This is a genomic window from Pseudonocardia kunmingensis (genome assembly GCF_006716445.1).
In the GTDB taxonomy this organism is placed as follows: domain Bacteria; phylum Actinomycetota; class Actinomycetes; order Mycobacteriales; family Pseudonocardiaceae; genus Pseudonocardia; species Pseudonocardia kunmingensis.
Window position 1 is genome coordinate 209,919 of record NZ_VFPA01000008.1, and the last position, 26,124, is coordinate 236,042.

General features: G+C 73.3%; 24 protein-coding genes. 16 read left to right on the top strand and 8 right to left on the bottom strand.

The window, feature by feature from the left end:
* Positions 1-86 precede the first annotated feature (86 nt).
* Genes FB558_RS41575 through FB558_RS41600 form a run of 6 tightly spaced genes read left to right on the top strand, consistent with a single transcriptional unit; the run spans position 87 to position 6,755 of the window.
* The gene (locus tag FB558_RS41575; RefSeq protein ID WP_142064935.1) at positions 87-1,391 is read left to right on the top strand and encodes an MFS transporter; all 1,305 of its coding nucleotides are present in this window, start codon (positions 87-89) and stop codon (positions 1,389-1,391) included.
* The gene (locus tag FB558_RS41580; RefSeq protein ID WP_142064938.1) at positions 1,388-2,434 is read left to right on the top strand and encodes a dipeptidase; all 1,047 of its coding nucleotides are present in this window, start codon (positions 1,388-1,390) and stop codon (positions 2,432-2,434) included. Before FB558_RS41575 ends, FB558_RS41580 begins: the two co-directional genes overlap by 4 nt.
* Before the next feature lie 37 nt (positions 2,435-2,471).
* A complete protein-coding gene (locus FB558_RS41585) occupies positions 2,472-3,659 on the top strand; it encodes an amidohydrolase (protein ID WP_211367221.1) in 1,188 nt (395 codons plus the stop codon).
* On the top strand, positions 3,656-4,939 hold the full coding sequence (locus tag FB558_RS41590) for an amidohydrolase (protein WP_246107143.1): 1,284 nt from the start codon (positions 3,656-3,658) through the stop codon (positions 4,937-4,939). Before FB558_RS41585 ends, FB558_RS41590 begins: the two co-directional genes overlap by 4 nt.
* The gene (locus FB558_RS41595) at positions 4,936-5,964 is read left to right on the top strand and encodes a ketopantoate reductase family protein (RefSeq protein ID WP_211367222.1); all 1,029 of its coding nucleotides are present in this window, start codon (positions 4,936-4,938) and stop codon (positions 5,962-5,964) included. Before FB558_RS41590 ends, FB558_RS41595 begins: the two co-directional genes overlap by 4 nt.
* Positions 5,961-6,755 carry an SDR family NAD(P)-dependent oxidoreductase gene (locus FB558_RS41600; protein WP_246107144.1) on the top strand — a complete coding sequence of 265 codons (795 nt, stop codon included), beginning with the start codon at positions 5,961-5,963 and terminating at the stop codon, positions 6,753-6,755. The genes FB558_RS41595 and FB558_RS41600 overlap by 4 nt, the downstream gene beginning before the upstream one ends.
* 80 nt (positions 6,756-6,835) lie before the next feature.
* Here FB558_RS41600 and FB558_RS41605 read toward each other — a convergent pair whose 3' ends face one another.
* Positions 6,836-7,129, bottom strand: a complete 294-nt coding sequence (locus FB558_RS41605) for a hypothetical protein (RefSeq protein WP_142064944.1) — start codon at positions 7,127-7,129, stop codon at positions 6,836-6,838.
* A 185-nt stretch (positions 7,130-7,314) separates the two neighbouring features.
* Between FB558_RS41605 and FB558_RS44205 the strand changes: the two genes are divergently transcribed.
* Genes FB558_RS44205 through FB558_RS41620 form a run of 3 tightly spaced genes read left to right on the top strand, consistent with a single transcriptional unit; the run spans position 7,315 to position 10,213 of the window.
* Entirely contained in the window at positions 7,315-8,364 is a 1,050-nt protein-coding gene (locus FB558_RS44205; protein WP_142064947.1) for an ABC transporter substrate-binding protein, read from the top strand.
* A complete protein-coding gene (locus FB558_RS41615) occupies positions 8,361-9,398 on the top strand; it encodes a FecCD family ABC transporter permease (protein WP_281288727.1) in 1,038 nt (345 codons plus the stop codon). The genes FB558_RS44205 and FB558_RS41615 overlap by 4 nt, the downstream gene beginning before the upstream one ends.
* Positions 9,395-10,213: an ABC transporter ATP-binding protein gene (locus FB558_RS41620; RefSeq protein WP_142064953.1), complete on the top strand. Its 819-nt coding sequence runs from the start codon at positions 9,395-9,397 to the stop codon at positions 10,211-10,213. The genes FB558_RS41615 and FB558_RS41620 overlap by 4 nt, the downstream gene beginning before the upstream one ends.
* Here FB558_RS41620 and FB558_RS41625 read toward each other — a convergent pair.
* Genes FB558_RS41625 through FB558_RS41645 form a run of 5 tightly spaced genes read right to left on the bottom strand, consistent with a single transcriptional unit; the run spans position 10,198 to position 16,162 of the window.
* Positions 10,198-10,980: an enoyl-CoA hydratase/isomerase family protein gene (locus tag FB558_RS41625; protein WP_142064956.1), complete on the bottom strand. Its 783-nt coding sequence runs from the start codon at positions 10,978-10,980 to the stop codon at positions 10,198-10,200. The two genes, FB558_RS41620 and FB558_RS41625, sit on opposite strands and share 16 nt — an antisense overlap.
* A gap of 16 nt (positions 10,981-10,996) precedes the next feature.
* Positions 10,997-12,709, bottom strand: coding sequence for an ABC transporter permease (locus FB558_RS41630; RefSeq protein WP_142064959.1), 1,713 nt, complete (start codon positions 12,707-12,709; stop codon positions 10,997-10,999).
* A 2-nt stretch (positions 12,710-12,711) separates the two neighbouring features.
* Positions 12,712-13,791 carry an ABC transporter substrate-binding protein gene (locus FB558_RS41635; RefSeq protein WP_170231809.1) on the bottom strand — a complete coding sequence of 360 codons (1,080 nt, stop codon included), beginning with the start codon at positions 13,789-13,791 and terminating at the stop codon, positions 12,712-12,714.
* Positions 13,792-13,814: 23 nt separating this feature from the next.
* Positions 13,815-14,930, bottom strand: coding sequence for an ABC transporter ATP-binding protein (locus FB558_RS41640; RefSeq protein ID WP_142064964.1), 1,116 nt, complete (start codon positions 14,928-14,930; stop codon positions 13,815-13,817).
* On the bottom strand, positions 14,927-16,162 hold the full coding sequence (locus FB558_RS41645) for a CaiB/BaiF CoA transferase family protein (RefSeq protein WP_211367223.1): 1,236 nt from the start codon (positions 16,160-16,162) through the stop codon (positions 14,927-14,929). The genes FB558_RS41640 and FB558_RS41645 overlap by 4 nt, the downstream gene beginning before the upstream one ends.
* Positions 16,163-16,264: 102 nt before the next feature.
* On the opposite strand from FB558_RS41645, the gene FB558_RS43695 reads away from it, so the two are divergent.
* Positions 16,265-17,017, top strand: coding sequence for an IclR family transcriptional regulator (locus FB558_RS43695; RefSeq protein ID WP_170231810.1), 753 nt, complete (start codon positions 16,265-16,267; stop codon positions 17,015-17,017).
* Between the two features lie 27 nt (positions 17,018-17,044).
* On the opposite strand, the gene FB558_RS41655 is transcribed toward FB558_RS43695, so the two are convergent.
* Complete coding sequence (locus FB558_RS41655; RefSeq protein WP_142064973.1) at positions 17,045-18,775, bottom strand: hydantoinase B/oxoprolinase family protein; 1,731 nt, start codon at positions 18,773-18,775, stop codon at positions 17,045-17,047.
* On the bottom strand, positions 18,772-20,871 hold the full coding sequence (locus FB558_RS41660) for a hydantoinase/oxoprolinase family protein (protein WP_246107145.1): 2,100 nt from the start codon (positions 20,869-20,871) through the stop codon (positions 18,772-18,774). The genes FB558_RS41655 and FB558_RS41660 overlap by 4 nt, the downstream gene beginning before the upstream one ends.
* 135 nt (positions 20,872-21,006) lie before the next feature.
* Here FB558_RS41660 and FB558_RS41665 point away from each other — a divergent pair, with 135 nt between their 5' ends.
* The 6 genes from FB558_RS41665 (at position 21,007) to FB558_RS41685 (ending at position 26,121) form a co-directional block, all read left to right on the top strand.
* Positions 21,007-21,690: a GntR family transcriptional regulator gene (locus FB558_RS41665; RefSeq protein WP_142064976.1), complete on the top strand. Its 684-nt coding sequence runs from the start codon at positions 21,007-21,009 to the stop codon at positions 21,688-21,690.
* Positions 21,691-21,751: 61 nt separating this feature from the next.
* Entirely contained in the window at positions 21,752-23,071 is a 1,320-nt protein-coding gene (locus FB558_RS41670) for an MFS transporter (protein WP_142064979.1), read from the top strand.
* Complete coding sequence (locus FB558_RS41675; RefSeq protein ID WP_142064982.1) at positions 23,068-23,763, top strand: DUF2848 domain-containing protein; 696 nt, start codon at positions 23,068-23,070, stop codon at positions 23,761-23,763. Before FB558_RS41670 ends, FB558_RS41675 begins: the two co-directional genes overlap by 4 nt.
* An 8-nt stretch (positions 23,764-23,771) precedes the next feature.
* Positions 23,772-23,897 carry a hypothetical protein gene (locus FB558_RS45405; protein ID WP_281288728.1) on the top strand — a complete coding sequence of 42 codons (126 nt, stop codon included), beginning with the start codon at positions 23,772-23,774 and terminating at the stop codon, positions 23,895-23,897.
* Entirely contained in the window at positions 23,894-25,348 is a 1,455-nt protein-coding gene (locus FB558_RS41680; RefSeq protein ID WP_142064985.1) for a sodium:solute symporter family protein, read from the top strand. Before FB558_RS45405 ends, FB558_RS41680 begins: the two co-directional genes overlap by 4 nt.
* Positions 25,345-26,121 carry a putative hydro-lyase gene (locus FB558_RS41685; protein ID WP_142064988.1) on the top strand — a complete coding sequence of 259 codons (777 nt, stop codon included), beginning with the start codon at positions 25,345-25,347 and terminating at the stop codon, positions 26,119-26,121. The genes FB558_RS41680 and FB558_RS41685 overlap by 4 nt, the downstream gene beginning before the upstream one ends.
* The last annotated feature ends 3 nt before the right edge of the window (positions 26,122-26,124 follow it).

Sequence of the window (26,124 nt, forward strand, 5' to 3'; positions counted from 1 at the left end):
ACTGCACGGCAAACATTGCTCATTCGCCTATGAGCGTTGAAGCATGGATGCCGACCGTCCGTTCCCTTCCCCGCGTGGAGCCGCACATGTCCCCGTCCACCACGGCCGAGCCACAGAGCGCGCGAAGCACGCGCCGTGCGCTCGTCGGCGGCACGATCGGCAACTTCGTCGAGTGGTTCGACTGGTCGGTCTACGGCTTCTTCGCGGCCTACTTCGCCGGCCAGTTCTTCCCGGGCGGCGAGGTGTCGGCGACGCTCTCGACGCTGCTGGTGTTCGCGATCAGCTTCTTCATGCGCCCGGTCGGTGCTGCGGTGCTCGGGGTCTACGCCGACCGGTACGGCCGCCGTCACGGCATGACGCTGACGATCCTGCTGATGGCGCTGGGGAGCCTGCTCATCGCGGTGGCGCCGACCTACGCCGCGGTCGGATGGCTCGCCCCGGCGGTGCTGATCGTCGGGCGGCTGCTGCAGGGGTTCTCGACCGGCGGCGAGTTCGGGACGTCCGCCTCGTTCCTCGTCGAGTGGGCGAGGCCGGGGCGGCGGGCGTTCGCCGGGTCCTTCCAGCAGGTGTCGGTGGTGCTGGGGATCCTGTGCGCGTCGCTGTGCGCCACCGTCCTCACCCGGGTGCTCGACGACGCGGCGCTGGCCGAGTGGGGCTGGCGACTGCCGTTCGCGCTCGGCGCGGTGATCGGGCTGGTCGGCCTCTACATCCGGCGCCGGCTGGACGAGCCGGAGGCGTTCCGGCGGCTCGAGCAGGCGGGTCAGCGCGAGCACAAGCCGCTCGGCGCGATGGCCGCGGGGCACCGGCGCGGGGCGTGGTTCGTGTTCGGCATCTCCATCGCCGGGTCCGTGATCACCTACATGTGGCTGACCTACCTGCCCACCTACGCGGCGCTGACCGCCGGTGCCGACCCCGCGGACGCGCAGCTGGCCAACACGATCGCGCTGGCCTTCTTCGTGGTGATCCTGCCGTTCGCGGCGCTGCTGTCGGACCGCTTCGGGCGCAGGCCGACGATGCTCGTCTACGCGGTGGCGTTCGTGATCCTGCCGTTCCCGCTGCTGTCGATGCTCGACGCGAGCTTCACCAGCGTGCTGGTCGTGTCGCTGGTCGGGATGGCGTTCCTGTCGCTCAACCACTCCAACCTGGCCACGGTCTTCGCCGAGCTGTTCCCCCCGCAGGTGCGCACCATCGGCATCGCGCTGCCGTACGCGATCTCGAACGCGATCTTCGGCGGTACCGCGCCGAGCGTCATGCAGTTCTTCGGCGCGCGGGACAACCTGTGGGCCGTGCCGCTGTACGTCACCGCCTGCGCCGTGGTCACCGGACTGTTCTTCGTCTTCATGAAGGAGACGAAGACCGCGGACACCGGCGACGTGGCCATGCGCGCATGATCGGCCTCGCCCGGGACGTCGACCGCCTCCCGCCCTACGAGCAGGAGCTCACGGCGGCGCAGCGCGAGCGCGTCGAGCGGCTGCTCGCCGGGCCGGTGGTGTCGCTGCACGACCACCCGATCCGGCTGCCCGACCCGCTGACCCCGCAGACGTGGGCCGAGCAGAGCAGCGCCGGCACCGACCGGCTCGGCCACGCGGGCCTGCGCGCGTCGGGTCTGGACGTGGTGCTCGCCAGCTCGCTCGCGGACCCCGACCAGCAGCGGCTGCTGCGCTGGGCGGCGCGGCTGCGCGAGGACGTCGACCCCGACGGCCCGCGAGTACTGCTCGCGCTGGAGGACCTGGGCAGCATCGGCACCGACCTGGACGGCATCGTGGACCTGCACGCCGCCGGCTACCGGTCCGCGGGCCTGGTCTACAACACCGGGAACGCGCTCGGCGGGGGGCTCGGCCAGGCCCACGACGACGGCCTCACGAGCCTCGGTCGCGAGGCCGTCGCCGTCATGAACGGGCTCGGGATGCTCGTCGACCTGTCCCACGTCGGCGACCGCACCAGCATCGAGGCCGCGCGGAGCAGCAGCGCCCCCGTCGTGATCACCCACGCGGGGGCCCGCGCCTGCTGGCCGAGCCCGCGCATGAAGCCCGACGACGTGCTGCGGGCGGTCGCCGACACCGGCGGCGTGATCGGCGTCGAGGCCGCGCCGGGGTCGACCCGGGTGCACGGGCGGCCCGCGCACGACCTGGACGCCGTGATGACGCACGTCGCGTACATCGCGGAGCTGGTCGGCGTCGAGCACGTCGGGCTCGGCCCCGACACCTTCTTCGGCGACCACGCCGGCCTGTACGCGGCGGCGGGCTGGGCACCGGTGCCGGTTCCCGGCCACGAGGACGTACCGCTGCCCGACCACGTCGCCGGGATGGAGAACCCGGCGGAGGCGCCCCGCAACGCGGCGTGCTGGCTCGTGCGGCACGGCTGGTCCGACGCCGACATCGCCAAGGTCCTCGGCGTCAACGCCCAGCGCGTGCTCGATGCCGTGCTGCGCTGACCTCACCACCGCTCCCCACCCACAAGGAGGCACCACCGTGACCGGCGCCCCAGCCGCGATCCACACGCGGATCGAGGAGGAGGTCGGCCGCCTCGCCGAGCAGCTGACCGAGCTGAGCCTCGACCTGCATGCCCACCCCGAGTTGGCGATGCAGGAGGAGCACGCCGCGAAGCGGCTCACCGGACTGCTGCGCGACGACTTCGAGGTGGAGGAGGGGGTCGGCGGGCTGCCGACCGCGTTCCGCGCCACCGCGGGTGCGGGCTCGCCCGTTGTGGCGTTCCTCTGCGAGTACGACGCGTTGCCCGGGATCGGGCACGGATGCGGGCACAACCTCATCGCCGCGGGCGGTGCGGGTGCCGCGCTCGCGCTGCGCAGGGCCGCCCCGCAGCTGCCGGGCGCCGTCTCCTGCATCGGCACGCCGGGGGAGGAAGGGGCGGGCGGCAAGGTGCTGCTGCTCGACGCGGGCGTGTTCGACGGCGTCGACGCCGCGCTGATGTTCCACCCGAGCGACACGACGATGCCGATCCGGCACGCCACCGCCACCTGCCCGTTCACGGTGGAGTTCCACGGGGTGGCGGCGCACGCCGCCGCGAGCGCCCACGAGGGCCGCAGCGCGCTTGCGGCCGTGATCCAGTTCTTCGTCGGCGTCGATGCGCTGCGCCAGTTCGTGCCGGAGACCAGCCGGATGCACGGCGTCATCACCCACGGCGGCGAGGCCGCGAACGTCGTCCCCGCGTACACGAGGGCGGAGTTCATGGTGCGGGCGTTGACCGGCGACGTCGTGGGCGACCTCGCGGATCGGGTCGAGGCGGTCGCGGAGGCGGCCGCCCGCGCCACCGGGACCACGGTGACGATCACCCGCGGGATCGCCTACGCCGAGCGCAAGAACAACCACGTGATCGCCGGCCTGGTCGCCGACCACCTGCGGCGCCAGGGCGTGCCGGTCGAGCAGCCGGTGCTGCGCGGTGGCACGGGCTCGTCCGACATCGGCAACGTGAGCCTGGTGCTGCCGACCATCCACCCGTACCTGCAGGTGATGGACCGCGGCACCCCCACCCACTCGGAGGCGATGGCCGACGCGGTCGCCGCGCCCCGGGCCCACGAGGCGATGCTCCGGATGGCGACCGCGCTGGCCTGCGCGGGCGCCGACCTGCTCGCCGACCCGGAGCTGCTCGCCACCGCTCGCGCCGAGTTCGCCACCCGCGGCCCGGACCTGCCGCAGTGAACACCCCCCTGACCGCGCCCTGGCCGTCCGACGTGACGGATGTGGTGGCGGTGCGCCGCGACCTGCACGCACACCCCGAGGTCGGCTTCACCGAGATCCGGACCGCCGCGCGCGTCGAGACGGCGTTGCGGGAGCTCGGCTGGCGGGTCCGCTCCGGCGCCGATGTGGTCGACCCCGCCGGGCACCCCGGCCTCCCGCCGGCCGCGGTACTCGACGCCGCCGCGGAGCGCGCACGGGCGGAGGGCGTTCCCGCGGACCAGGTGGCGCGGCTGTCCGGCGGCCGCACCGCCGTGGTCGCCGACCTCGACGGCGAGCGGCCGGGGCCGCGGGTCGCCTTCCGGTTCGACATGGACGCGCTGCCCATCGGCGAGGACGGTGACCGGCGGCACGTCCCGTCCCGGGAGGGATTCGCGTCTCGGCACCCGGGCGTGATGCACGCCTGCGGCCACGACGGGCACGTCGCCATCGGGCTGGCGCTGGCCGCGGCCCTGTCCGCCCGCGACTTCCCGGGCAGCGTGCGGCTGCTGTTCCAACCAGCGGAGGAGGGGGTGCGCGGCGCCGAACCGATGGCCGCGGCCGGGGTCCTCGCCGGCGTCGACGTCGTGGTGGCCATCCACCTCGCGTTCGGGTTGCCCACCGGGGTGATCGCACCCTCGGCCACGGAGCTGATCGCCACGTCGAAGCACCTCGCCCGGTTCACCGGACGCCAGGCGCACGCGGCCAAGGCGCCCGAGCAGGGCCGCAACGCGCTGCTCGCCGCGGCCACGGCCGCGCTCAACCTGCACGCGCTCCCACCGTTCGCCGGCGCCGTCACCCGGGTGAACGTGGGGCGCCTCGAAGCCGGCGTCGCGCCCAACGTGATCGCGGGTGCGGCCGAGCTCGCCTACGAGACGCGCGCCGACTCTGCCGACGTGGCGGCCGAGCTCGCCCGGCGGGCCGAGATCGTCGTCCGCGCGGCCGCGCAGATGCACGAGACCGGCGTGGAGCTCGTGCGCACGGGGCACGCCACGGCCGCGCACACGGATGCGTCGGTGGCCGCGGCGCTGACCGCGGCGGCCGAAGGCGTCGCGCGGGTGCGGGCCACGCATCCCCTCGGCGCGAGCGACGACGCGAGCCTGCTGATGCGCGCGGTGCAGGAGGCGGGCGGCGCAGCCGGATACGCGATCGTCGGGTCGGACACCCCCGGCCCACCGCACTCGCCCCGGTTCGACGTGGACGAGGCGGTGCTGCCGGTGGCGGTGACGTGGTTGGAGCGAGCGGTGAAGGGCGGGAGCTGGTGAGCGGGTCGTACACCGTGGTCGGTGGCGGGGCGATCGGCGGGACGCTCGCGTTCCACCTCGCCCGGGCCGGCCACCAGGTGCAGGTGGTGGACACGGACGCCGCGCACGTGGCAGCGATCCGCCGGCGTGGGCTGGTCATCCGCGGCGCCGACGGTACCGAGCGGAGCGTGCCCCTCGCGGCCTGCGGCCCGGACGAGGCGCCCGCGAGCCTCGGCGCGGTCATCCTCGCGGTGAAGGCGCACGCCACCACGTCCGCCGCGCGGTGGATCGCGCCACGGCTCGCCGCCGACGGGTACGTCGCGAGCCTGCAGAACGGCCTGTGCGAGCCCGAGATCGCGGCTGCCGTCGGCGCCTCGCGCACCGTCTCCGCGTTCGTGAACCTCTTCGCCGACCTCGTCGAGCCCGGAGTGATCGCCGACGGCGGGCCGGGCGCGCTGGTCGTCGGCGAGCTCGACGGCACCGTCAGCCCGAGGGTGCGCGCGCTCGTCGCGGACCTGCAGGCGTGGGGTCCCGCGGTGGCGAGCGAGAACGTCGCGGGCTTCCTGTGGTCGAAGCTCGCCTACGGCGTGGTGGGCGCGGCCGGCGCCGCCGTCGACGACCCGATCTTCGACACGATCGAGGCCTTCCCGGACCTCACGATCGCCCTGGCCAGGGAGGTCTACGCGGTCGCGGCGGCGCAGGGCATCGCCCCGGAGCCGTTCGACGCGTGGGAGGCCGACGCCTTCCTGCCCGACGCCCCACCCGAACGGACTCGCGCCGCACTCGCGAAGTTCTGCGCCTGGCTGCGCACCCAGCCGAAGACCCGGACCGGGATCTGGCGGGACATCGCCGTGCGGCACCGCCCGACCGAGGTGCCGGCGCAGTACGGTCCGGTGCTCCAGGTGGCCGCCGAGCACGGGATCGCCTGCCCGGGCATCGCGGCGGTGCTCGCGATGATCGGTGAGCTGGAGCGCGGCAGGGAACGCCACCGCGACAACCTCGTCGAGCTCGACGAGGCGATCTGCAAGGGAGGGAACGGCTCGTGACACGGCACGTAATGGTCACCGGCGCGGCAGGCGGACTGGGGAGCGCGATCGCGGCGAGGTTCGCCGCGGCGGGCGACCGGATCACCGGCGTCGACCTCCGGGAGGAGCCGCTGCGCGCGAGCGTCGACGCGCTCGCCTCGGCGCACGGAGTGGCCGTCGACGCCCTCACCGCGGACCTCTCGGCCCCCGAGGCCGGTTCCGTCGTCGACCGGGCCTGGGAGCGCTCCGGGCCGATCGACGTGTTGGTGAACGCTGCGGGCATCTGGCCCGCCACCCCGCTGCTCGACATGACCGCGGCGATGTGGGACCACGTCCTGGCGATCAACACCAGGGCCCCGATGCTCACCACGGTGGCCCTCGGGCGGCTGGCCGTCGCCGCCGGGCGGACCGCGAGCGTCGTGAACATCGCGTCCGGGGCGGCGGTCCGCGCCAGGCCGGGCGCGTCGCACTACTGCACCTCCAAGGCCGCGCTGGAGATGCTCACCCGGTCCTGCTCCGTCGAGCTCGGTGGTCACGGCATCCGGGTCAACGCCGTGTCGCCCGGTTACGTCGCCGGCAGCAGCCAGGAGGTCAACCCGGTCACCGAGGAGTACACCGCGGCCGTCTCCGGCAACGCGCTCGGCCGGATCGGGCAGCCCGACGACGTCGCGGGTGCGGTGTTCTTCCTCGCGTCGCCGGACGCCGCCTGGACCACCGGGGCCGTCCTGCGCGTCGACGGCGGCTCCTCCGCGGGCAACCCGGCGCTACCCGTGCACTGGGCCGGGACCACCGAGGCGCAGTCACCGCGATGACCAGGTCGAACTGTCGGACCGCGCGCAAACCTGCGTCGCCGTCCTGAGGAGCGCCCGGCGAGGACCCGGAGGACGAGTGATCAGCGCGGCCGCCGCCACTCCCGGGTGGACGCGATCCATTCGAGGGTGGCACGAGGGTCCTCGCCCAGCTCCCGGGACAGTCGGATGATCGCCTCACCGGCGATGGCGGTGACCTCGCTCAACACCTGCTCGGCGTCGCCGCCGGAGGCGATCGAGCCCATGAGGGTCGAGAGGTCCGTGTGCTCCGCCGTGGTCTGCGCGTCGCCGCCGTAGGTCAGCGCATCCTCGACCTCGGCGGCCACCAGCCGCCGGGCCAGCTCGGCCCGCCGATTCTCCTCGTCGGTGTTCGTCACCGGGCACCGCCCTCTCGTCTCACGGTCGAGGGTCCCACGACGGGCCGTGGCGGTGTCCGGCTCCCGCCCTTCGACCTCCACCACGGAGGCGAGCCGCGACGAAGGACACAGGCCGGCCCGGTGATATCAGGTTAGCCTCACCACAGCTCGCCGTCCTGGAACGCGTCCCTCGAAGGAATCAGCACGTGACCTTCCCTGCTCCCCGTCTCCTCGGCCGCCTCACGGCCGCGACGCTCGCCGCCTGCATGCTGGTCGGCTGCGGTGCATCCGAGCCCGTCACCGCCCCCGGCCCGGCAGCAGGCGGGGAGGGGGTCACGACCTACCCGCTCACCGTCGACAACTGCGGCCGGGGTCAGACGTTCGACGCGGCCCCTGGCCGGGTGGTCTCCCTCGACCAGGGATCGACCGAGATCCTGCTCTCGCTCGGCCTGGCCGACCGGATGGTCGGGACGGCGTCGTGGACCGATCCGGTGCGGGAGAACCTTGCCGAGGACAACGCGCGCGTACCCCGGTTGGCGGACAACGCCCCGTCGTACGAGGCGGTGCTCGGTACGGACCCCGACTTCGTGACGGCGTCGTTCGGGCGGCACTTCAAGGACGAAGGCGGCGTCGCACCGCGCGACCGGTTCGCCGAGACCGGCATCCCGACCTACCTCTCGCCCACCGACTGCGAGGACGGCCGCAGCATCAACGGCGGCGGCAAGCGGACCAGGCCGTTGACCATCGACTCGCTGTACCAGGAGATCACCGAGCTTGCGACGATCTTCGATGTGCCGTCGCGGGGCGCTGCCCTCGTCGAGGAGCTGAAGTCGCGGACGGCGGCGGCCACCACGCAGGCGGACGCCTCCGGGACGACGCTGGCGTTCTGGTTCGCCGACACCAGGAGCCCCTACGTCGCCGGCGGTACCGGCTCTGCCGAGCTCCTCGCGCGGACCGTCGGTGCTCGCAACGTCTTCTCCGACGTCACCGACGAATGGCCGGCCACCACCTGGGAGGCGGTGGTCGACCGCAACCCCTCTGTGCTGGTTCTGGGCGACCTCGCCCGCGACCGGTTCCCCGGCGACCGGCTCGGCGACAAGGAGTCGTTCCTGAGCTCCGACCCGGTCGCCGGCTCGATGACCGCAGCCCGGGACAAGAGGTACGTGCCGCTGCGCGGCGCGGAGATGAACCCGTCCATCCGGCTCGTCGACGGCGTCGAGAAGCTCGCCGCCGGTCTGGCCGCACTGCCGCGGTGACGGTCGCCCGCATCCGTTCCGCCCGTGGCGTCGCCCTCTCGACCGTCGTCGCAGGCGGGGCGGCCCTCGTCCTGTCGGTGATGGTCGCCATCACCCTCGGCGCGGCCGACGTCTCGCTGGTCAACGTCCGCGACATCGTGGGGAACCACCTCGGCGTGGTCACGATCCCGGTGCGCGAGGTGGAGGACGCCATCGTGTGGGAGGACCGGCTGCCCCGATCGCTGGTGGCCGCCGCCTGCGGTGCGGGCCTGGCCGTGTGCGGCGTGATCCTGCAGTCGCTGCTGCGCAACCCGCTCGCCGATCCGTTCCTGCTCGGCGTCTCCTCCGGCGCCTCGACCGGTGCGGTGGTCATCGGGATCCTGGGTGTGGGCGGCGGGGCGTTGGGTTTGTCCGGCGGCGCCTTCGTCGGCGCCCTGTTCGCCTTCGGCCTGGTGCTGCTCCTCGCGCGGCTGTCGGGAGGGAGCAACGACCGCGTCATCCTGGCCGGGGTGGCGATGACCCAGCTGTTCTCGGCGCTGACGTCGTTCGTCATCTTCGCCTTCGCCGACTCCGACGAGACGCGCGGCGTGATGTTCTGGCTGCTGGGCTCGCTGGAAGGTGTCCGGTGGGACGACGTGCGGCTCACCGCCGCCGTCGCCGCCGCCGGGATCGTCGTGTGCTGGGCTCTCGCCCACGTCCTCGACGCCTTCACCTTCGGCGACGAGGTGGCCGCGTCGCTGGGCATGCCGGTCGGCGCGATCCGGGCCGGGCTCATGACCCTCACCGCGCTGGTGACCGCAGCCCTGGTGAGCGTGGCAGGCGCCATCGGGTTCGTCGGTCTGGTCCTGCCGCACGCCGCGCGGTTCCTCGTGGGCCCCGCCCACAGCCGGCTCGTCCCGGTCAGCGCCCTGCTGGGAGCCGTCTTCATGGTGTGGGTCGACGCGTTCACCCGGGTCGCGTTCGCGCCGACGCCGCTGCCGATCGGCGTGGCCACGGCCCTCGTCGGTGTCCCCGCGTTCGTACTGATCATGTTCCGGCGGAGGGGGACGACGTGACACTGCACGCCGACGCGGTGACGTGGAACCGCGGTGGGGCGATCGTGGTCGACTCCGTGAGCGTGCGGCCCGAGCCCGGCGACACGGTCGGTCTGCTCGGCCCGAACGGCTCCGGCAAGTCCTCCCTGCTGCGCCTGCTCGCCGGCCTGGCGCATCCGACCGCCGGCGCGGTGAGCCTCGACGGCACCGACCTGCGCCGGCTGCGGAGGCAGCACGTCGCCCGGTCCGTCGCCGTCGTCGGCCAGCACGCCGACACCGACGTCGACGTCACCGTGCGCGACGTCGTCGCGCTCGGCCGCATACCGCACCGCGGGTTTCTGGGGCCCGACCACGAGGCCGACGCCGCCGCCGTCGACCGTGCGCTGGAGCAGACCGGGTTGACGGCGCTGGCCGGCCGGCTCTGGCACCAGCTGTCCGGTGGGGAGCGTCAGCGCACGCAGATCGCCCGCGCGCTGGCGCAGCAGCCCCGCGAGCTGTTGCTCGACGAGCCGACCAACCACCTCGACATCCGCCACCAGCTCGAGGTGCTGTCCCTGGTGTCGCGGCTGCCGGTGACGTCGGTGGTCGCGCTGCACGACCTCAACCTCGCGGCGCTGTTCTGCGACCACCTCATGGTGCTGTGCGCAGGACGTGTGGTCGCCGCCGGCACCGCGCGCGAGGTCCTCACACCGGAGCTGATCGCCGAGGTCTACCAGGTCCGCGCCGAGGTGATCGACGACCCGTCCGGCCGGCTGACCGTCCGCTTCCAGCCGGAGCCTCGACACGACGCCCTCGTCGGCCTCGCAGGTCGAGGGGCGGCTCACCGCCGCCGGTAGTCACCCTCGCGCTTCTCGAAGAACGCGCGCAGCGCCTCCTGGTGGTCCTCGGTGTGGAACATCTCGAGGAACTTCGCCCGCTGGAGGCTCTGGCCCTGGGCGAAGTCGAGCTCGAAGGCCCCGGTGACCGAGGACTTCGTGGCCTCGACCGAGAGCGGCGCCCGGGTGGCGATGCGGCGGGCCTTGACCAGCGCGGCGGGGAGCAGGGCAGCGGGCTCGTGGACCTCGGTCACGAGCCCCCAGTTCAGCGCCTGCTGGGCGTCGTAGCGCGCCCCGGTCAGCAGGATCTCCTTGGCCGGCCCCATCCCCACCACCCGGGGGAGGCGCCAGAAGCTGACGATCAGTCCGACGTTCACCCCGGCCGCCACGAAGAACGCGTCGGTCGATGCGATGCGGATGTCGCAGGCGAGCGCGAACTCGAGCCCGCCGCCGACGGTGGCGCCGTTGATCGCCGCGATGACGGGTGCGCGGAAGCGCTCCAGCGCGTCGAGCATGCCGCCGAAGTCATCCAGGTACTCGGTGAGCTCGGCGTCGGTGAGCTGCTGGTCCTCCCGCAGGTTCGCGCCCGAGGTGAACGCCCGCCCGGTGCCGGTGACGACGAGGCAGCGGATCGCGTCGTCGGCCTCGAGGAGCTCGAGCCCCCGGCGGAAGGCCTTGCGGCTCTCCCAGCTGAAGGCGTTCGAGGGCGGGCTGTCGATCGTGAGCACCGCGATGTGCGGGCCTTCGTGGTGCAGGGTCACGCCGGTGCCGAGCTCGGCCGTCGTCATCGGGTCTCCTCTTCGCTCACTCCGTGGACAGGCGGCGGCCCAGCAGGCGCACGGCCAGCATGGTCACGCCGATGTTGATGGTCAGGACGACGACCGAGAGCGCGCCGGCCAGCTGGTAGCGCGACTCGTTGGCGAACCCGTAGAGCACGGTGGCGATCGTCGGGTTCGCACCGGTGTAGAGGAACACCGACAGCTCCAGCTCGCGGAACAGCAGGACGAAGTTGAGCAGGCCCGCGGCGAGCAGTGACGGACGCAGCAGCGGGACGGTGATGCGGGTCGTGGTGCGCAGCCACGGGGCGCCGAGGCTGCGGGAGGCCTCCTCGACGTCCGACCCGATCTGTCCCAGCCCGGCGTGGACGTAGGCGTAGGTGAGCGGGAGCGCGTTGCCGACGTAGCCGATGAGCAGGATCAGCAGGGTTCCGCCGAGACCGAACGGGACCCCGGCGTAGGCGATGATGATCCCGATGCCCAGGATGGCGCCGGGGAACGCGAGCGGTGCCGCCATCACCGGCCCGACCAGCGCGTTGCTCCGCGCCCGGCTCCGGTGCACCAGCCACGACGCGACGAGGGCGACGACGAGGGCGACCGCGGTGCCGCCCACGGCGAGCGCGAAGCTGTTGCCCATGGCCGCGGACACCCGCGGCTGCGCGAACACCTCCGCGTAGTTCTGGGTCAGCACGAAGTTGTCCGGGCCGAGCGGGAGCCCGATCGCCCGTCGCATCGACGTGGCCAGCAGGATCCCGAACGGCAGGATGATGCTGAGCACCAGCACCAGCGAGCACAGCGCCAGTGCGAGCGGGGTGTACGCCCCGAGCCGGACCACGTCCTGGCGTCCGGGCTTCCCGCCGATCACGGTGAACCGGCGGGTGCCGACGAGCTTGCGCTGCACCAGCAGGAGCGCCGCGACGAGCGCCAGCACCGGGACGGCGACGACCGCGGCCACCTCGATGCGGGGCGGGAAGTTCATCAGGGTCAGCAGCACCGTCGGGATCGTCTGGAACTGCGCGGGAGCACCGAGCAGCGCGACCGGTCCGAAGATCACGAACGATGTGACGAAGACGAGGATCGTGCCCGCGATCATGGAGGGGAGGACCAGCGGGAAGGTCACGGTGCACAGGACGCGCAACCGCGAGGCGCCGAGCCCGGACGCGGCGTGCTCCATCGCCGGGTCGATCCCCTCGAGGGAGGCGGCGACCGGCAGGAAGACCAGCGGGTACAGGAACAGCGCGAGGACGAAGATGATCCCCCACGGCGTGAAGATGTCGAACGGGGCCTCCTGGAGCCCGAACACCGCCATCAGGAACTGGTTGAGCACGCCGCTGTTCGGTCCGAGCAGCAGGATCCAGCCCAGGGCCGCGATGAAGCTCGGCGCGGCGAACGTGAGCAGGGCGCTGGCGCGGAAGAACCCCCGCAGCGGCATGTCGGTGCGCACCACCAGCCACGCGATCGGCATGCCGAGCAGAAGGCCGGCGACGGACGTGCCGACGGCGATCCACAGCGAGTTGAGCGTGGCCTCCAGCAGGAGCGGTTCGGTGCCCAGCACCGCGTAGTTGCCGAGGGTGACGCCGCCGTCCTCGCCCAGGAAGCTCTGCCCGAACACCAGCGCGATCGGGTAGCCGATCAGCGCCAGCACGGCGAGCACCCAGGCCACGCGCAGCAGCCGCTCGGCCGACGGGCGCCGGTCCGAGCGCGCGGTGCCGCTGCGCCGCGGCGCGGCGGTGACGGCCATCGTCAGCGCCGGAAGAGCTGGTCGAAGGTGCCGCGCAGGTCCTCGCGGACCGCGCCGACCTCCTCGACGCTCGTGGTGAGCAGCGTCCGGTCGCTGATGTCCTGCGAACCGGGGGGCGCGGGCACGCCCTCGAGCACGCTGCGGGAGCCCTGCTCGGCGAGCGCCCGTTGGAACTCCTCGCTGAGGTGGTAGCGCACGGTGAGCGCGGCGGCGTTGGGGTGCGGAGCGTCGGCGAGCATCGCGATCTCGCTGGCGAACACGGGCACGCCGTCGGTGGGGTAGGCGATGGCCAGCGGCTCGCCCTCCGCCGCGGCGGTGAGCACGGCGGACTCGATCGCCGGGATCCCGAGGTCGGCCTCGCCGGTGAGGACGAGCTGGGGAAGGGCGAGGCTGCTGTCGGTGACGATCGGCTCGCGGGCGGCCAGGTCGTCCAGCCAGCCCTCGGGGTACAGCTCGGTGAGCATCGCGTAGAACGAGAGCGCGGTGCCCGACGCGCTCGGGTCCGAGGTCACGATCCGCCCGGAGTCACCGGTGGCCAGCTCGGCCCAGGTCCCCGGCAGCGCCGAGGCCTCGGTGTCGGCGGAGTTGTACATGATCCCGAGCGGGATCTGGCTGTAGGGCAGCTGCGCGTCGGCCGGGTCGTCGAGGCCGTCGATCAGCGCGTCGAGGTTGGCGACGCCGGCGTCCGCGATCACGCCGTCGTCCGACCACGCCTGCATCGTGGCGGGGTCGGTCAGGCTCACGACGTCGGCGTTGACCCGGCCGCTGGCCAGCTCCGCGGAGACCGCGTTGGCGATGTTCCCCGAGTCCTCCCGGGTGAACGTCACCTGGAGGCCGAAGCGATCCTGCATGTGCTGCTGGAGGAGCTCGAGGGCCTCACGGGTGTGGCCACCCCCGTAGAGCACCACGCCGCCTTCGGCCTGCGCGCCGGAGATGAGCTCTTCGGTGATGCCGGGGATCTCGCCACCCCCCGCGGTGCCCGTGCCGGGGGTGGCTCCGCTGCCGCAGCCCGCGAGGGCGGCGGCAGCGAGGGGGATCGTCAGGAGGGCGGCGGTTCGCCCGCGCAATCGAGAGTGGAACACCGCCTGTCCTTTCTGTCGGTGGGTCAGGACGCGCCTGCGGGAAGGGGGACCGGATCCGCGGTCGTCGCGACCGGGTCGTCGAGAACGGCGGCCGCGTCCGGTTCGACCTCGACGCGGACGCGGGTGCCGACGGCGAGCCTGCGCGAGCCGGGGCCGTTCGCCCGGACCGGGACGGGCTCGCCGGGGACGTCGAGCTGGTACTGCACGAGGTCGCCGAAGAACAGGGCCTCGGCCACCCGGCCGGTCGCCTCGGCCTCGTCCTCGACCGGCACCAGCGACACGTCGGCGGGCCGGATGGATACCGCGACGGCGGCGTTGCCGCGCAGCTCCCGGCCGTGCTCGGTGGCCACGTCGACGTTCCCCAGCACGCGCAGGTATCCCCGACCGGCCGGGCTACCCGTGGCGGCGAGGAGGTTCGTCGCGCCGAGCGCCCTGGCGACGTAGCTGTTGCGGGGCCGCCGGTAGACCTCCTCCGGCTCGCCCAGCTGCGCGATCCGGCCCGCGTTCATGACGACGAGCCGGTCGGCGAGCGACAAGGCCTCGGCCTGGTCGTGGGTGACGTAGAGCATGCTCACCCCGAGCGAGCGCTGGATGCGCTTGACCTCGGCGCGCAGCTCCTCGCGCAGGCGGGTGTCCAGGTTCGACAGCGGCTCGTCGAGCAGCAGCACCGCCGGGTCGTTCACGAGAGCGCGCGCCAGCGCCACCCGCTGCTGCTGCCCGCCGGAGAGCTGGTGGACGTACCGCTCGCCCATGTCCGGCAGCTGCACCATGGCCAGCGCGTCGGCCACCCGGCGCCGGACCTCCGCGCGCCCGACCTTCGCCGTGGTGGGCCCGTAGCCGACGTTCTGGTTGACGGTCATGTGGGGCCAGAGCGCGTAGCTCTGGAACACCACCGACATCCGCCTCCGCTCCGGGGGGACGAACCGGCCGGGCCCGGCCAGGGTGCGGTCACCGAGGCGGATCTCGCCCTCGTCCGGCCGCTCGAACCCGGCGATCATCCGCAGGCAGGTGGTCTTGCCGCAGCCGCTGGGGCCGAGCAGGACCACCGCCTCACCGTCGTCGATCGACAGGTCGATGCCGTCGACGGCGGTCGCGTCGCCGAAGCGTTTGGTGAGCTGCGACAGCACCAGGTGGGTCACGGGGCCACCACCTGGAGGTCGTCGGACGGCTCGCGCGCGACTCCGGCGGCGAGCAGTTCGTCGATCTCGACCGCGTCCAGCCCGCCCTCGGCGAGCACCGCACGGGTGTGCTCGCCCAGCAGCGGGGCGGTCCGCCGGATCGACGCCGGGGTGGCGGAGAGCTTGACCGGCGGGCCGATGTGGCGGACCTCCCCGAGCCGGGGGTGCCGGGTGGACACCAGCATGCCGCGGGCCTGGACGTGCGGGTCGGCGTAGACCTGCTCCAGGTCGTACAGGGGCCCGCACGGCACCCCGGCGGCCGACAGCGCGGCCACCCACTCCTCGGTGGTGCGGCGCCGCAGCCGCACCGCCAGCTCGTCGGCCAGCTCGCGCCGGTGCGCCATGCGGGCCGCGTTGTCGGTGAACCGATCGTCCGCCAGCAGCTCGGGGCTGCCCAGCACCTCGCACAGGCGGACCCAGTTGCGCTGGTTGGCCGCGCCGATCGCGACCGACCCGTCCGCGGTGGGCAGCACCTCGTAGGGCGCCGACAGGCGGTGGGCCGACCCGAGCGGGCCGGGGACCTGCCCGGCACCGAACAGCAACGCCGTCTCCCACACGGTGTAGGCGATGCCGCCCTCCAGCAGTGAGGTGTCGACCAGCTGTCCCTGCCCGGTGCGCAGCCGGTGCACGTAGGCCGACAGCACCCCGTACGCCCCGAACAACCCGGCGTTGAGGTCGCAGATGGGGACCCCCACCTTGACCGGGCCGCCACCGGGTTCCCCGGTCATGCTGATCAGCCCGCTCATCGCCTGGGCCACCAGGTCGAAACCGCCCTGCCCGGCGTAGGGGCCGGTGGCGCCGAAGCCCGAGATCGAGCAGTAGACCAGCTCCGGCCGCAGGGCGCGCAGCGCGGTGTGGCCCAGCCCGAGCCGGTCGAGCGTGCCCGGCCGGAAGTTCTCCACCAGCACGTCCGCCGTGGCCACCAGGCGGCGCAGCGCCGCCGCGCCCCTGGCGTCCTTGAGGTCCAGGGCAAGCCCGCGCTTGTTGCGGTTCATCGCGGCGAACGCGGGGGAGGACTCGACGTCGGCCCCGCCCATCGCGCGGGTGTCGTCGCCCCGATCCGGCCGCTCGACCTTCACCACGTCGGCGCCCATGTCGGCCAGCAGCGCCGAGCAGTACGCGCCGGCCATCACCTGGGTGAGGTCGAGAACGCGCACGCCCTCCAGCGGACCACCAACGACGTCGTCGGGCACGGTGCCTCCTCCGCCGCGGTCCACAGAGTGGAACGACTTGGCTCAGAATGGAACACTGGTGCGGTGGCTACGGTAGGCGCGGGAGATCGGAGCGGTCAAGCAGTGAGAAGCGTCGCGGCGGCACTGGCCGTGCTCGAGGCCGTCTCGGAGCGCCAGCCGGCCGGGGTCACGGAGCTGGCGCGCGCCCTCGGGCTGCCCAAGTCGACGACGCACCGGATGCTGGCCACGCTGTCGGAGCTGGGATGGATCCGGGCGACCGACGATGCGCCGACCCGCTGGCTGATCACCTCGAAGGCGTCGGCGATCGGATCACGCCTGCAGCCCGCCCAGGAACTGCGGGCGGCGGTGGCGCCGGTGATGCGGACGCTGTCGGCCACCACCGGTGAGACGGTCCACTTCTCCGTGCCCGACCAGCGCTGGATCGTGCTGATCGACAAGGTCGAGGGTGAGAACGAGGTGCGCACCACGGCCACCATCGGCCATCGCGCACCGGCGCACGCCACCTCGGCGGGGCAGGCCGTGCTCGCCGCGCTCCCCGAGTCGGTGTGCCGCACACTGCTGTCGGCGGCCCCGCTGGAGGCGCTGACACCCAAGACGATCGTGGACGTCGAGCAGCTCATGGCCGAGCTGACCACCGTGCGCGAGCGCGGGTACGCGCGATGCGTTCAGGGCCGCCACCTCGACGTGGCGGCCACCGGCGCGGCCGTGCTGAACAGCGTCGGGTCCCCGGTCGGCGCGCTGAGCATCTCCATGCCCGTCCACCGCTTCCCCAAGCGGCTCTGGGCCGAGTACGGGAGGCTGGTGATGGATGCCGCGGCGTCCTGCAGCTCCTATCCCGGCGTCGGCGGTCGCTGAGCGGCGGGTCCGGGCCGTCCTGCCGGTTCACGCCCTCCGCCGCAGCTCCGCCGTGCGGTCGTGATCGACGCGATAGGTGTCGGGGGACCGCACCAGCGCGTCCGCGGGCCCGACGTAGTCGATGGCGACGCCGTAGGTCGCCCGTGCGGCCTCGATCGTGAGGTAGCCGTTCACCACGTCGGACAGCACGGCGTCGACGGGGCGCTGCGTCGGTGGTCCCTGGCCGCCGCCCCCGGGGAAGCAGAGCCGCACGCGGGCGTCGGGGTCCAGGCGCACCAGCTGCTTGCGGGGGAGGTCCGCGCCGGTGCGGGCGTCGACGAAGGCGCCGCGCGCCCCGGGCAGGCCCCCGACCGCGCCCGGCGCCTCGTGCAGCACCCGGTCGATGTTCGCGTTCACCGTCCACGCCCGGTCGCCGCGGCGGCGCACCTCGACGACCTGCCCGAGGCCGCCGCGCCACCGGCCGGCGCCGCCGGAGTCGGTGCGCAGCTCCCGGCGCACCTGCACCAGCGGCGTCAGCGTCTCGAGCACCTCGGTCGGGGCGGCCCGCACGCCGGTGGGGAAGCCGGTCGTGGTCAGGCCGTCCTTGTCCGGGCGGGCGCCCGTGCCACCCGCGCCGAACACGGTGAGCGTGAACGGCTGGGTCTCGTCGGGACCGCCGCCGCGCCACACCGTCATCCAGAGCGCATCGGCGCTGGCCGCAGGCAGGCCATCGGGAAGTGCCGGGCGCAGGGCCTCGAACAGCAGGCTCGGCAGGAAGTGCCCCACGAGGTGGCGGGAGGCCACCGGCGCGGGGTCGACGCAGTTGAGCACCGACCCCCGCGGGGCCGTGACGGCCACCGGGCGGAACGAGCCCGCGTTGTGGGGCACCTCGGGCGCCAGCGCGGCCTTGATCGCGAACGAGGTGTAGGCGCGGGTGTAGTTCAGCACCACGTTGACGCCGTAGGGCGACTGGGGCGAGGACCCCGCGTAGTCCACCGCGATCGCGTCGCCGTCGATCGTCACCGCCGCCCGCAGCTCCAGCGGGTCGTCGCCGAACCCGTCGGTGGCCATCGCCGCGGTGAACCTCCCGTCCGGGAGCCCGGCGAGGGCCGACCGCAGCGCGGCCTCGGAGCGGTCCATGATCTGCGCGGCCACCGCGTCGATGTCGGGGAGGTCGAACTCGTCCAGGAGGCGCACCAGGCTGCGGGCCCCCACCTGGTTGCCCGCGACCTGCGCGTAGATGTCGCCGATCGTCTCGTCCGGCGTGCGCACGTTGCTGCGGATGATCCGTTCGAGGACCTCGTCCGGCCGGCCCGCGTGGAGCAGCTTGAGGATCGGGAGCCGCAGCCCTTCCTCGAAGACCTCGGTGGCGGCCGCCGACAGGATGCGTCCGCCGATGTCGGGGGAGTGGCAGCAGCTGGCGAACCAGGCGACGAGCCGGCCCGCGCGGAACACCGGGGTGGCGACGGTCAGGTCGTTGATCTGGCCCGCCGTCATCCACGGGTCGTTGGTGATCAGGACGTCCCCGTCCACCAGCGTCTCGGGGGAGTACGCGGCGACGATGTGCGCCATGCCGGTCGCCATCGCGTTGATGTGGCCGGGGGTGCCTCCGGTGGACTGGCCGATCATCCGGCCCGCGGAGTCGAACACGCCGCAGGCGAGGTCGAGCGACTCGCGCACGACCGGGCTGAACGCCGTGCTGACCAGCGCCGTCTGCTGCTCCTGGAGCAGCGAGTGCAGGCGGTTGGCGACCAGCCCGACGACGATGGGGTCGGTCATCGGGCACCCCGTCCGCTCCGCAGGTGGACCAGGATGCTGCCGTCGGGCAGCACCTCGCCCCGCATGCCGGGCGCGACGACCAGCGTGGCCTCGTGCTCCTGCACCAGTGCCGGTCCGGTCAGCACCTCGCCCGCCTGCAGGCGGTACCGGTCGTACACGGCGGTCTCCACGTACCCGCCCGCCTGCGGGAAGTACGCCTGCCGGGTGCCGATGCGCGCGGCGGCCGTGCCCGTGGGGGGCGGCAGCCGCAGCCGGGCGTCCGGCTCGGGACCGCGCGAGGTGAGCCGCCAGGTCAGGATCTCCACCTCCACCCCGTGCGGCAGCACGGCGCCGTACCGCTCCTCGTACTGCGCGGCGAAGCCGCGGCGCACCGCGTCGTGCCACCCGTCTCCCACCGGCGGCACCGGTACCTCGATCTCGCTGCCCTGGCCGACGAAGCGCATCTCGAGGCTGCGGACGTGCGCGATCGCGTCGGGGGCGACCCCGGACTCGCCCAGCACCTGCTCGCCCTGGCTCTCCAGCGCGGCGAAGGACTTGGCCGCCTCGTCGAGCGTGATCGCGTCGAGCTCGGTGTGCCACGAGTGCACGAAGTCGATCGACAACGGCGCGGACAGGAACCCCAGCGCGCTGAGCACGCCCGCCGCCGGCGGGGCGAGCACCGTCTCGCACCCGAGTGCGTGGGCCACGCCGGGCCCGTGCAGGGGGCCGTTGCCGCCCATCACGAACATCGGCAACCGGGCCGGGTCCTGCCCGCGCTCGACGGCGTGGACGCGGGCCGCGTTGGCCATGTTCTCGTTCACGGTCGCGTGGATCCCCCACGCCGCCTCGGCGAGGGTGATCCCCATGGGGTCGGCGACCTGCTCGGTGACGGCGCGCGCCGCGGCGGCGGCGTCGAGCGGCATCGCGCCGCCCAGGAAGTCGTCGGGCCCGAGGTAGCCGAGCACCACGTCGGCGTCGGTGACGGTGCACGCGGTGCCGCCCCGTCCGTAGCTGACCGGTCCGGGTTCGGAGCCGGCCGAGTCCGGTCCCACCGTGAGCAGGCCGAGCGGGTCGATCCGGGCGATCGAGCCGCCGCCCGCGCCGATCTCGATCATGTCGATCACCGGCGCCCGCACGGGGAGGCCGGACCCCGGCTTGAGCCGGTAGACCCGGTCGACCTCGAACGTGTGGCTGACCAGGGGCCGGCCGTCCTCGATGATGCAGACCTTGGCGGTCGTGCCCCCCATGTCGAAGGCCAGCTGGTCGGTCCTGCCGGTGTGGCGGCCGAACGCGACCGCCCCCAGCGCCCCGCCTGCCGGCCCGGACTCCAGCATCCGGATCGGGAAGCGCCGGGCGGTGTCGATCGTGGCCACGCCGCCGTTCGAGAGCATGATCCGCGGCGCCGGGGTGACGCCGAGCCCCCGCAGCCGGCCCTGCAGGTCGGTGAGGTAGTCCGCGACGAGCGCCTGCACGTAGACGTTGGCCAGCGTCGTCGAGCTCCGTTCGTACTCCCGCAGCTCGGGGTTGACCTCGCTGGACAGCGCCACCTGCAGCGTCGGCGCGGCCTCGGCGATCACCTGCCGGGCCAGCCGCTCGTGGGCGGGGTTGGTGTGGCTGTGCAGGAAGCACACGGCGACGGCCTCGACGCCCGCGGCGGCGAGCTCGACGGCGACCCGGGCGAGCCGGTCGACGTCGAGCGGGGTGTCGACGCGCCCGTCGGCCAGCACCCGCTCGGGGACCTCGAGGCGCAGCCACCGGGGCACGAGCGGCCGGGGGAGCTCGAGCCCCAGGTCGTACAGCTCGTAGCGGTGTTCGCGGCCCATCTCCACGACGTCGCGGAAGCCCGCCGTGGTGATCAGCGCGGTCCGGGCGCCCCGGCGCTCGATCAGGGCGTTGGTGACGAGCGTGGTCCCGTGCACGACGGCGCTGATGCGTCCGGGGTCTAGGCGGTGCTCGCGCAACGTCGCGCGCAGCACCGACTCGACGCCCGCCGCGGGCTCGCGGTGCGTGGTGAGGGTCTTGCGCACGGCGACGATCCCGTCCCGGTCGAGCAGGCACAGGTCGGTGAAGGTGCCGCCGATGTCGATGCCGGCGTGCAGCTGCCGCTGAGCGGGCACCGGCGCTCCGTCCGTCGAGTTCACGATGGGGCCAAACGTACCGATCGTCAGACGATAGGCAAGTGGGACGGCGCTAGTCTCGGCGCGAGGACAGCGGGCGTTCGCACGGGCGCCGCGCCAGGAGGGAGCCGCACCGTGGTGGACATCGGTCCCCGGGACAGCACCGCGAGCCGGGTGGCCGACACGGTGCGCGCCCGCATCATCGACGGCGAGCTGCTGCCCGGCGCGAAGCTGTCGCAGGAGCGGGTGCAGGAGGCGCTCGGCGTATCCCGCAGCACCCTGCGCGAGGCGCTGCAGCTGCTGATCCGCGAGCGGCTGCTCGTGCACCAGCTGGGCCGGGGCGTCTTCGTCCGGCAGCTGGGCATGGCCGACATCTCCGACCTCTACCGGGTGCGCCGGATCGTCGAATGCGCGGCGTTGCAACGCATCGAGGTGATCCGCCCGGCCGGCCTGCGCGCGGTGAACGTCGCCATCGAGGACGGCCGGGCGGCCGCGGCCGCGCAGCGGTGGGGGCACGTGGCGGCGGCCAGCATCCGCTTCCACGAGGCGCTGGTCGCGCTGGCCGGGAGCGAGCGGCTCGACGAGATGATCAAGGAGGTGCTGGCGGAGTTCCGCCTCGCCTACGCGTTCATGCACGACACGCAGGCCTTCCACGCCCGCTTCCTGGAGCGGCACACCGGCATCGCCGAGGCCGTCGGGTCCGGGGACCTCGAGCTGGCGGCGTCGCTGCTCGACGGCTATCTCGCCGACGCCGAGCGCGAGGTGCTGGCGAGCTATCGGCCCCAGCCGTCGCGGCGGCGCCGGTCCCGCGCCGGCTAGCCGTTGCCAGATCGTCGGATGATCCGTAGGGTCCGCTGTGGCTCCCGCCACAGGAGGACCCATGGCAGGAAACTCCAGCCGGACGTCTTCGCTCGCAGCCGGCGACGTCCCGCCCGCGACCCTGCGCCGCGCGACGATCGGCGCGACGGTCGGCAGCGTCGTCGAGTGGTTCGACATCGCCGTCTACGCCTACCTCGCCGCCGTGCTCGGCGGGGTGTTCTTCCCCAGCGACGACCCCGCGGTCTCCCTGCTGAGCTCGTTCGCGGTCTTCGGGGCGGCCTTCGTGGTGCGGCCGCTCGGCGGGATCTTCTTCGGCGCGCTCGGCGACCGCATCGGCCGGCAGCGGACGCTGGCCTGGGTGATCATCCTGGTCTCGGCGGCGACGCTGGGGATCGGGCTCCTGCCCGGGTACGCGTCCATCGGTGTGGCGGCTCCCGCCCTGCTCGTCCTCCTGCGCCTGCTGCAGGGGTTCTCCGCCGGGGGCGAGATGGGCGGCGCGTCGGCCTTCGTCGCGGAGTACTCGCCGCCGCGGCGGCGCGGCTACCTGGTGGCCTGGGTGGAGATGGGGTGCATCCTCGGGTTCCTGCTCGGCTCGCTGGTCGTCCTGCTGCTCAACCTCGTGCTCACCCCCGAGCAGGTCGTGTCGTGGGGCTGGCGCATCCCGTTCCTGATGGCCGCGCCGCTGGGCATCGTCGGCCTCTACATCAGGACGCGCCTGGAGGAGACCCCCGAGTTCGCCGCCCTGCGCCGCGCGGGCGACGTGGCGAGGAACCCGTTGCTGGAGGGCATCCGCGACCACTGGCCCGCGATCCTGCGCACGGCCGGCTACGCCCTGTTCCAGAACGCGGCGCTCTACATCATCCTGACGTTCGTCCCGAGCTACCAGACCGAGACCCTCGGCTACACCGCACTGGTCGCCTCGGTCTCCTCCGTCGCCAGCATGACCGTGATCTGCCTGCTGATCCCGGCGCTCGGTGCGCTGTCGGACCGGCTCGGACGCAGGCCCGTGCTGGGTGGGTCCTGCGTCCTCGCCCTCGTGCTGTCCTACCCGCTGTTCGTCCTGATGGGGCAGGACAGCCCGGTGCTGGCCGTGGCGGCGCACCTCGGCCTCGGCGTGATCCTGGCGATCTTCCTCGGGCCGACGCTGGCCGCCATGAACGAGATGTTCGTGACCAGGGTGCGCTACGGGGGCTTCTCCCTCGGGTACAACCTGTCGGTCTCGGCCTTCGGGGGGACGGCACCGTTCCTCGTCACCTGGCTGATCAGCCGGACCGGCAACACCACCTCGCCCGCCTTCTACGTCATGGGCGCCGCCATGATCACGCTGGTCGTGATCCTGACCGCGCGCGAGACCGCGCCGGACCGGAGTCGGAAGCCATGACGCGCCCCCGTCCCGTGCGACTCACGATGCCCGACGGCTCGCGGCGCGAGGTCGGCGTGCGATACGTGCTGAACGCCGGGTTCACCGGCCGCGACACGGCGCAGGTCCAGCACCACGTCGACGAGCTGGCGGCGCTGGGCGTGCCCGCGCCGGCGCGGATCCCCACCCTGTACCCGCTGCCCCGGCACCTGGTCGCGCAGGTGGACGGGATCCAGGTCGGCCACGCACGGACCTCCGGCGAGGCCGAGTGGGCGCTCGTGGTCGGGGACGGCCCGGACGACGTCATGATCACTGCCGCCTGCGACCACACGGACCGCGATCTGGAGGCCCACGGCATCGGGTGGAGCAAGCAGACCTCACCCGACATCCTCGGGGACCAGGCGTGGTACCTGGCCGACGTCGCCGACGAGCTCGACCGGTTCACCCTGCGCGCCTGGGTCACCCACGACTCCACGGAGACGCTCATCCAGGACGGCCGCCCCGCGCAGCTGCTGGCGCCCTCCTACTGGCTCGAGCAGCTGCGCACGAACGCGCTCCTGCGGCCCGGCACCGTGCTGCTCGGGGGGACCGTGCCGATGGCGCCGGGCGTCGACCAGTTCGCCGACGCATGGCGGGTCGAGCTGACCGACACCCACGGGCGCAGCAGCCGGCTCGCCTACCGGGTGGAGCAACTACCCGCGGCATGGGAGTGAGAGAGCTCATGAACCAGTTCTGGTGGGCGCTGATCCTGTTCGTCGTCATCGGCCTGACGCCACTGGTCATCGCGACGACGATGAACCGCAGGCAACGCCGGTCGGAGGGCACGCGAGGGACGCCGGCCCGATGAACCACGGGTACCTGGCGGTCTTCATCGGCTACCTCGTCATCGTCCTGGGCGTCGGCGTGTGGGGCTTCCGGCGGGAGACCTACAACGGTTATGTCGTCGCCGAGCGCAACGTGAACCTGCCGTTGTCGGTCGGCAGCTTCTTCGCCACCTACATCTCCTCGGCCACGGTGGTCGGCTTCGTCGGCTACACCACGTTGAACGGTGCGGCGATCTTCCCCACCTACTTCTGGGGGTTCGCGCTCGGCTGGGTGACCCTGACGCTGGCCGCGGCCCGGATGCGCGGCCTCGGCCTGCGCACCGTCCCCTCGTTGTTCGAGGCCCGCCACCGGAGCCCGGGGCTCCGCGCGTTCTCCGCCGCCGTCATCGTCGTCGCGTTCGTCTTCAGCGTCATGACCCAGCTCGTGGCCGGAAGCATCGTCCTGCACGTGGTGGTCGGTATCCCGCAGGTCGCCGCGCTGGTCCTGCTCGCGGTCGTCCTGACCGTCTACACCGTCATGGGTGGGCTGGTCGCGGTCATCCGCACGGACTTCCTGCAAGGGGCCCTGATCCTCCTCGGGGTGCTGTCCGCGTTCGCCGTGCTGCTGGCGAACGTCGGCGGTGACCTGTTCCGGATCGAGGCCGGGCAGACGGACCTGTTCAAGGGTTCGATCTCCTCGCCCACCGACATCCTCGCCTTCCTCCTGATCGCCTGGGGCGGGGTGGCGGCGCAGCCCTACTACCTGCATCGGTTCTTCGCGGCCCGGGACGCGTTCACCGCGCGCCAGATGATCGGGGTCGGGGCCCTGCTGGCCACGGTCGTCTACCTCGCGATCATGTTCATCGGCATGGCCCTGCCCGGGGTGCTGCCCGCCGACCAGCTGGGTGACTCGGCGATCGTGTACTTCGGGCTCTCCCAGGGCGGGCTGCTCGGATCGCTGCTCCTGGTGGGCATCGTGTGTGCGGTGCAGTCGACGGTGGACTCCGCGTTGCACCTCGCGGGTGTCTACACCACCGAGGACATCCTGGTCCGGATGCGGCCGGGGATGACCGAGCAGACGCGGCTGGTGCTCGCGCGCACGGTGACGGCGGTCCTCGGGGCGTTGTGCATGGCCGGCGCCATCTACTTCGTGGTCAGCGGCGGCGAGTTCATCGTGACGCTGCTGAACATCTGGCTGGGGACGCTGTCGTCCGCACTGCTCGTCCCGCTGTACGGCTCGTTGCTCTGGCGCCGCGCGACGCTCGCAGGAGCGGTGAGCAGCAGCGTCGGGGGCTTCCTCGGCTACTTCGTGACGCTGGCCATGGCCGAGTACGGGGGCGTGGAGGCGCCGGGCCACCCGATCTTCTACGGGTTCGGGGTCTCGCTCGTGGCCATGCTGGCCGTCTCCCTGCTCACGAGGCCGGTCTCGGACCCCGAGGTGGACCGCAGGTTCTTCGGCGGCGGCGCCGAGCCCGAGGAGGTGACGTCGCGGTGAGCGCAGCGGACCTGGAACCGCGGGAGGTGCGCGCCCGCATCCGCTCGGGTGCGTGGCGCGGGGTCACCACCGGCGCGTGTCTCGGCCACGTCCAGGCCAACCTCGTGGTGCTGCCCCGCGAGATGGCCGACGAGTTCGGTGAGCTGTGCGCGGCGAACCCGCAGCCGCTCCCGCTGCTGGAGCGCACGGACCCGGGCGACGCCGCCGGGCTGCGGGTCGCCCCCGGCGCCGACCTGCGCACCGACCTCCCGCGCTACCACGTCCTGCGCCACGGTGTCCTCGACGCCGAGGTCGACTCGCTGGCGGAGCTGTGGCGGGACGACTTCGTCGCCTTCCTGCTCGGGTGCAGCTTCTCGGCCGAGAACCAGCTGTTGCGGGCCGGGGTCCGGCTGCGGCACCTGGAGCTCGGGCAGGGCGTGCCGATGTTCGTCACCTCGCTGGACTGCGTCCCGGCCGGGCGGTTCCACGGTCCGGTCGTCGTGTCCATGCGCCCCGTGCGCGTCGACCAGCTCGACCGGGCCGTCGAGGTGACCTCCCGCCTTCCGTTCGCGCACGGCGCGCCGGTGCACGTCGGTGATCCCGCGGCGATCGGCATCACCGACCTGGCCGCGCCCGACTGGGGCGACGCGATCGAGGTCGGCCCCGACGAGGTCCCGGTCTTCTGGGCCTGCGGCGTCACCCCCCAGGCGGTGCTCCGCCGCGTGCGGCCGGAGATCGCCGTGACGCACGCGCCCGGGCACATGTTCGTCACCGACCTCGTCGATGCGGTGTAACCC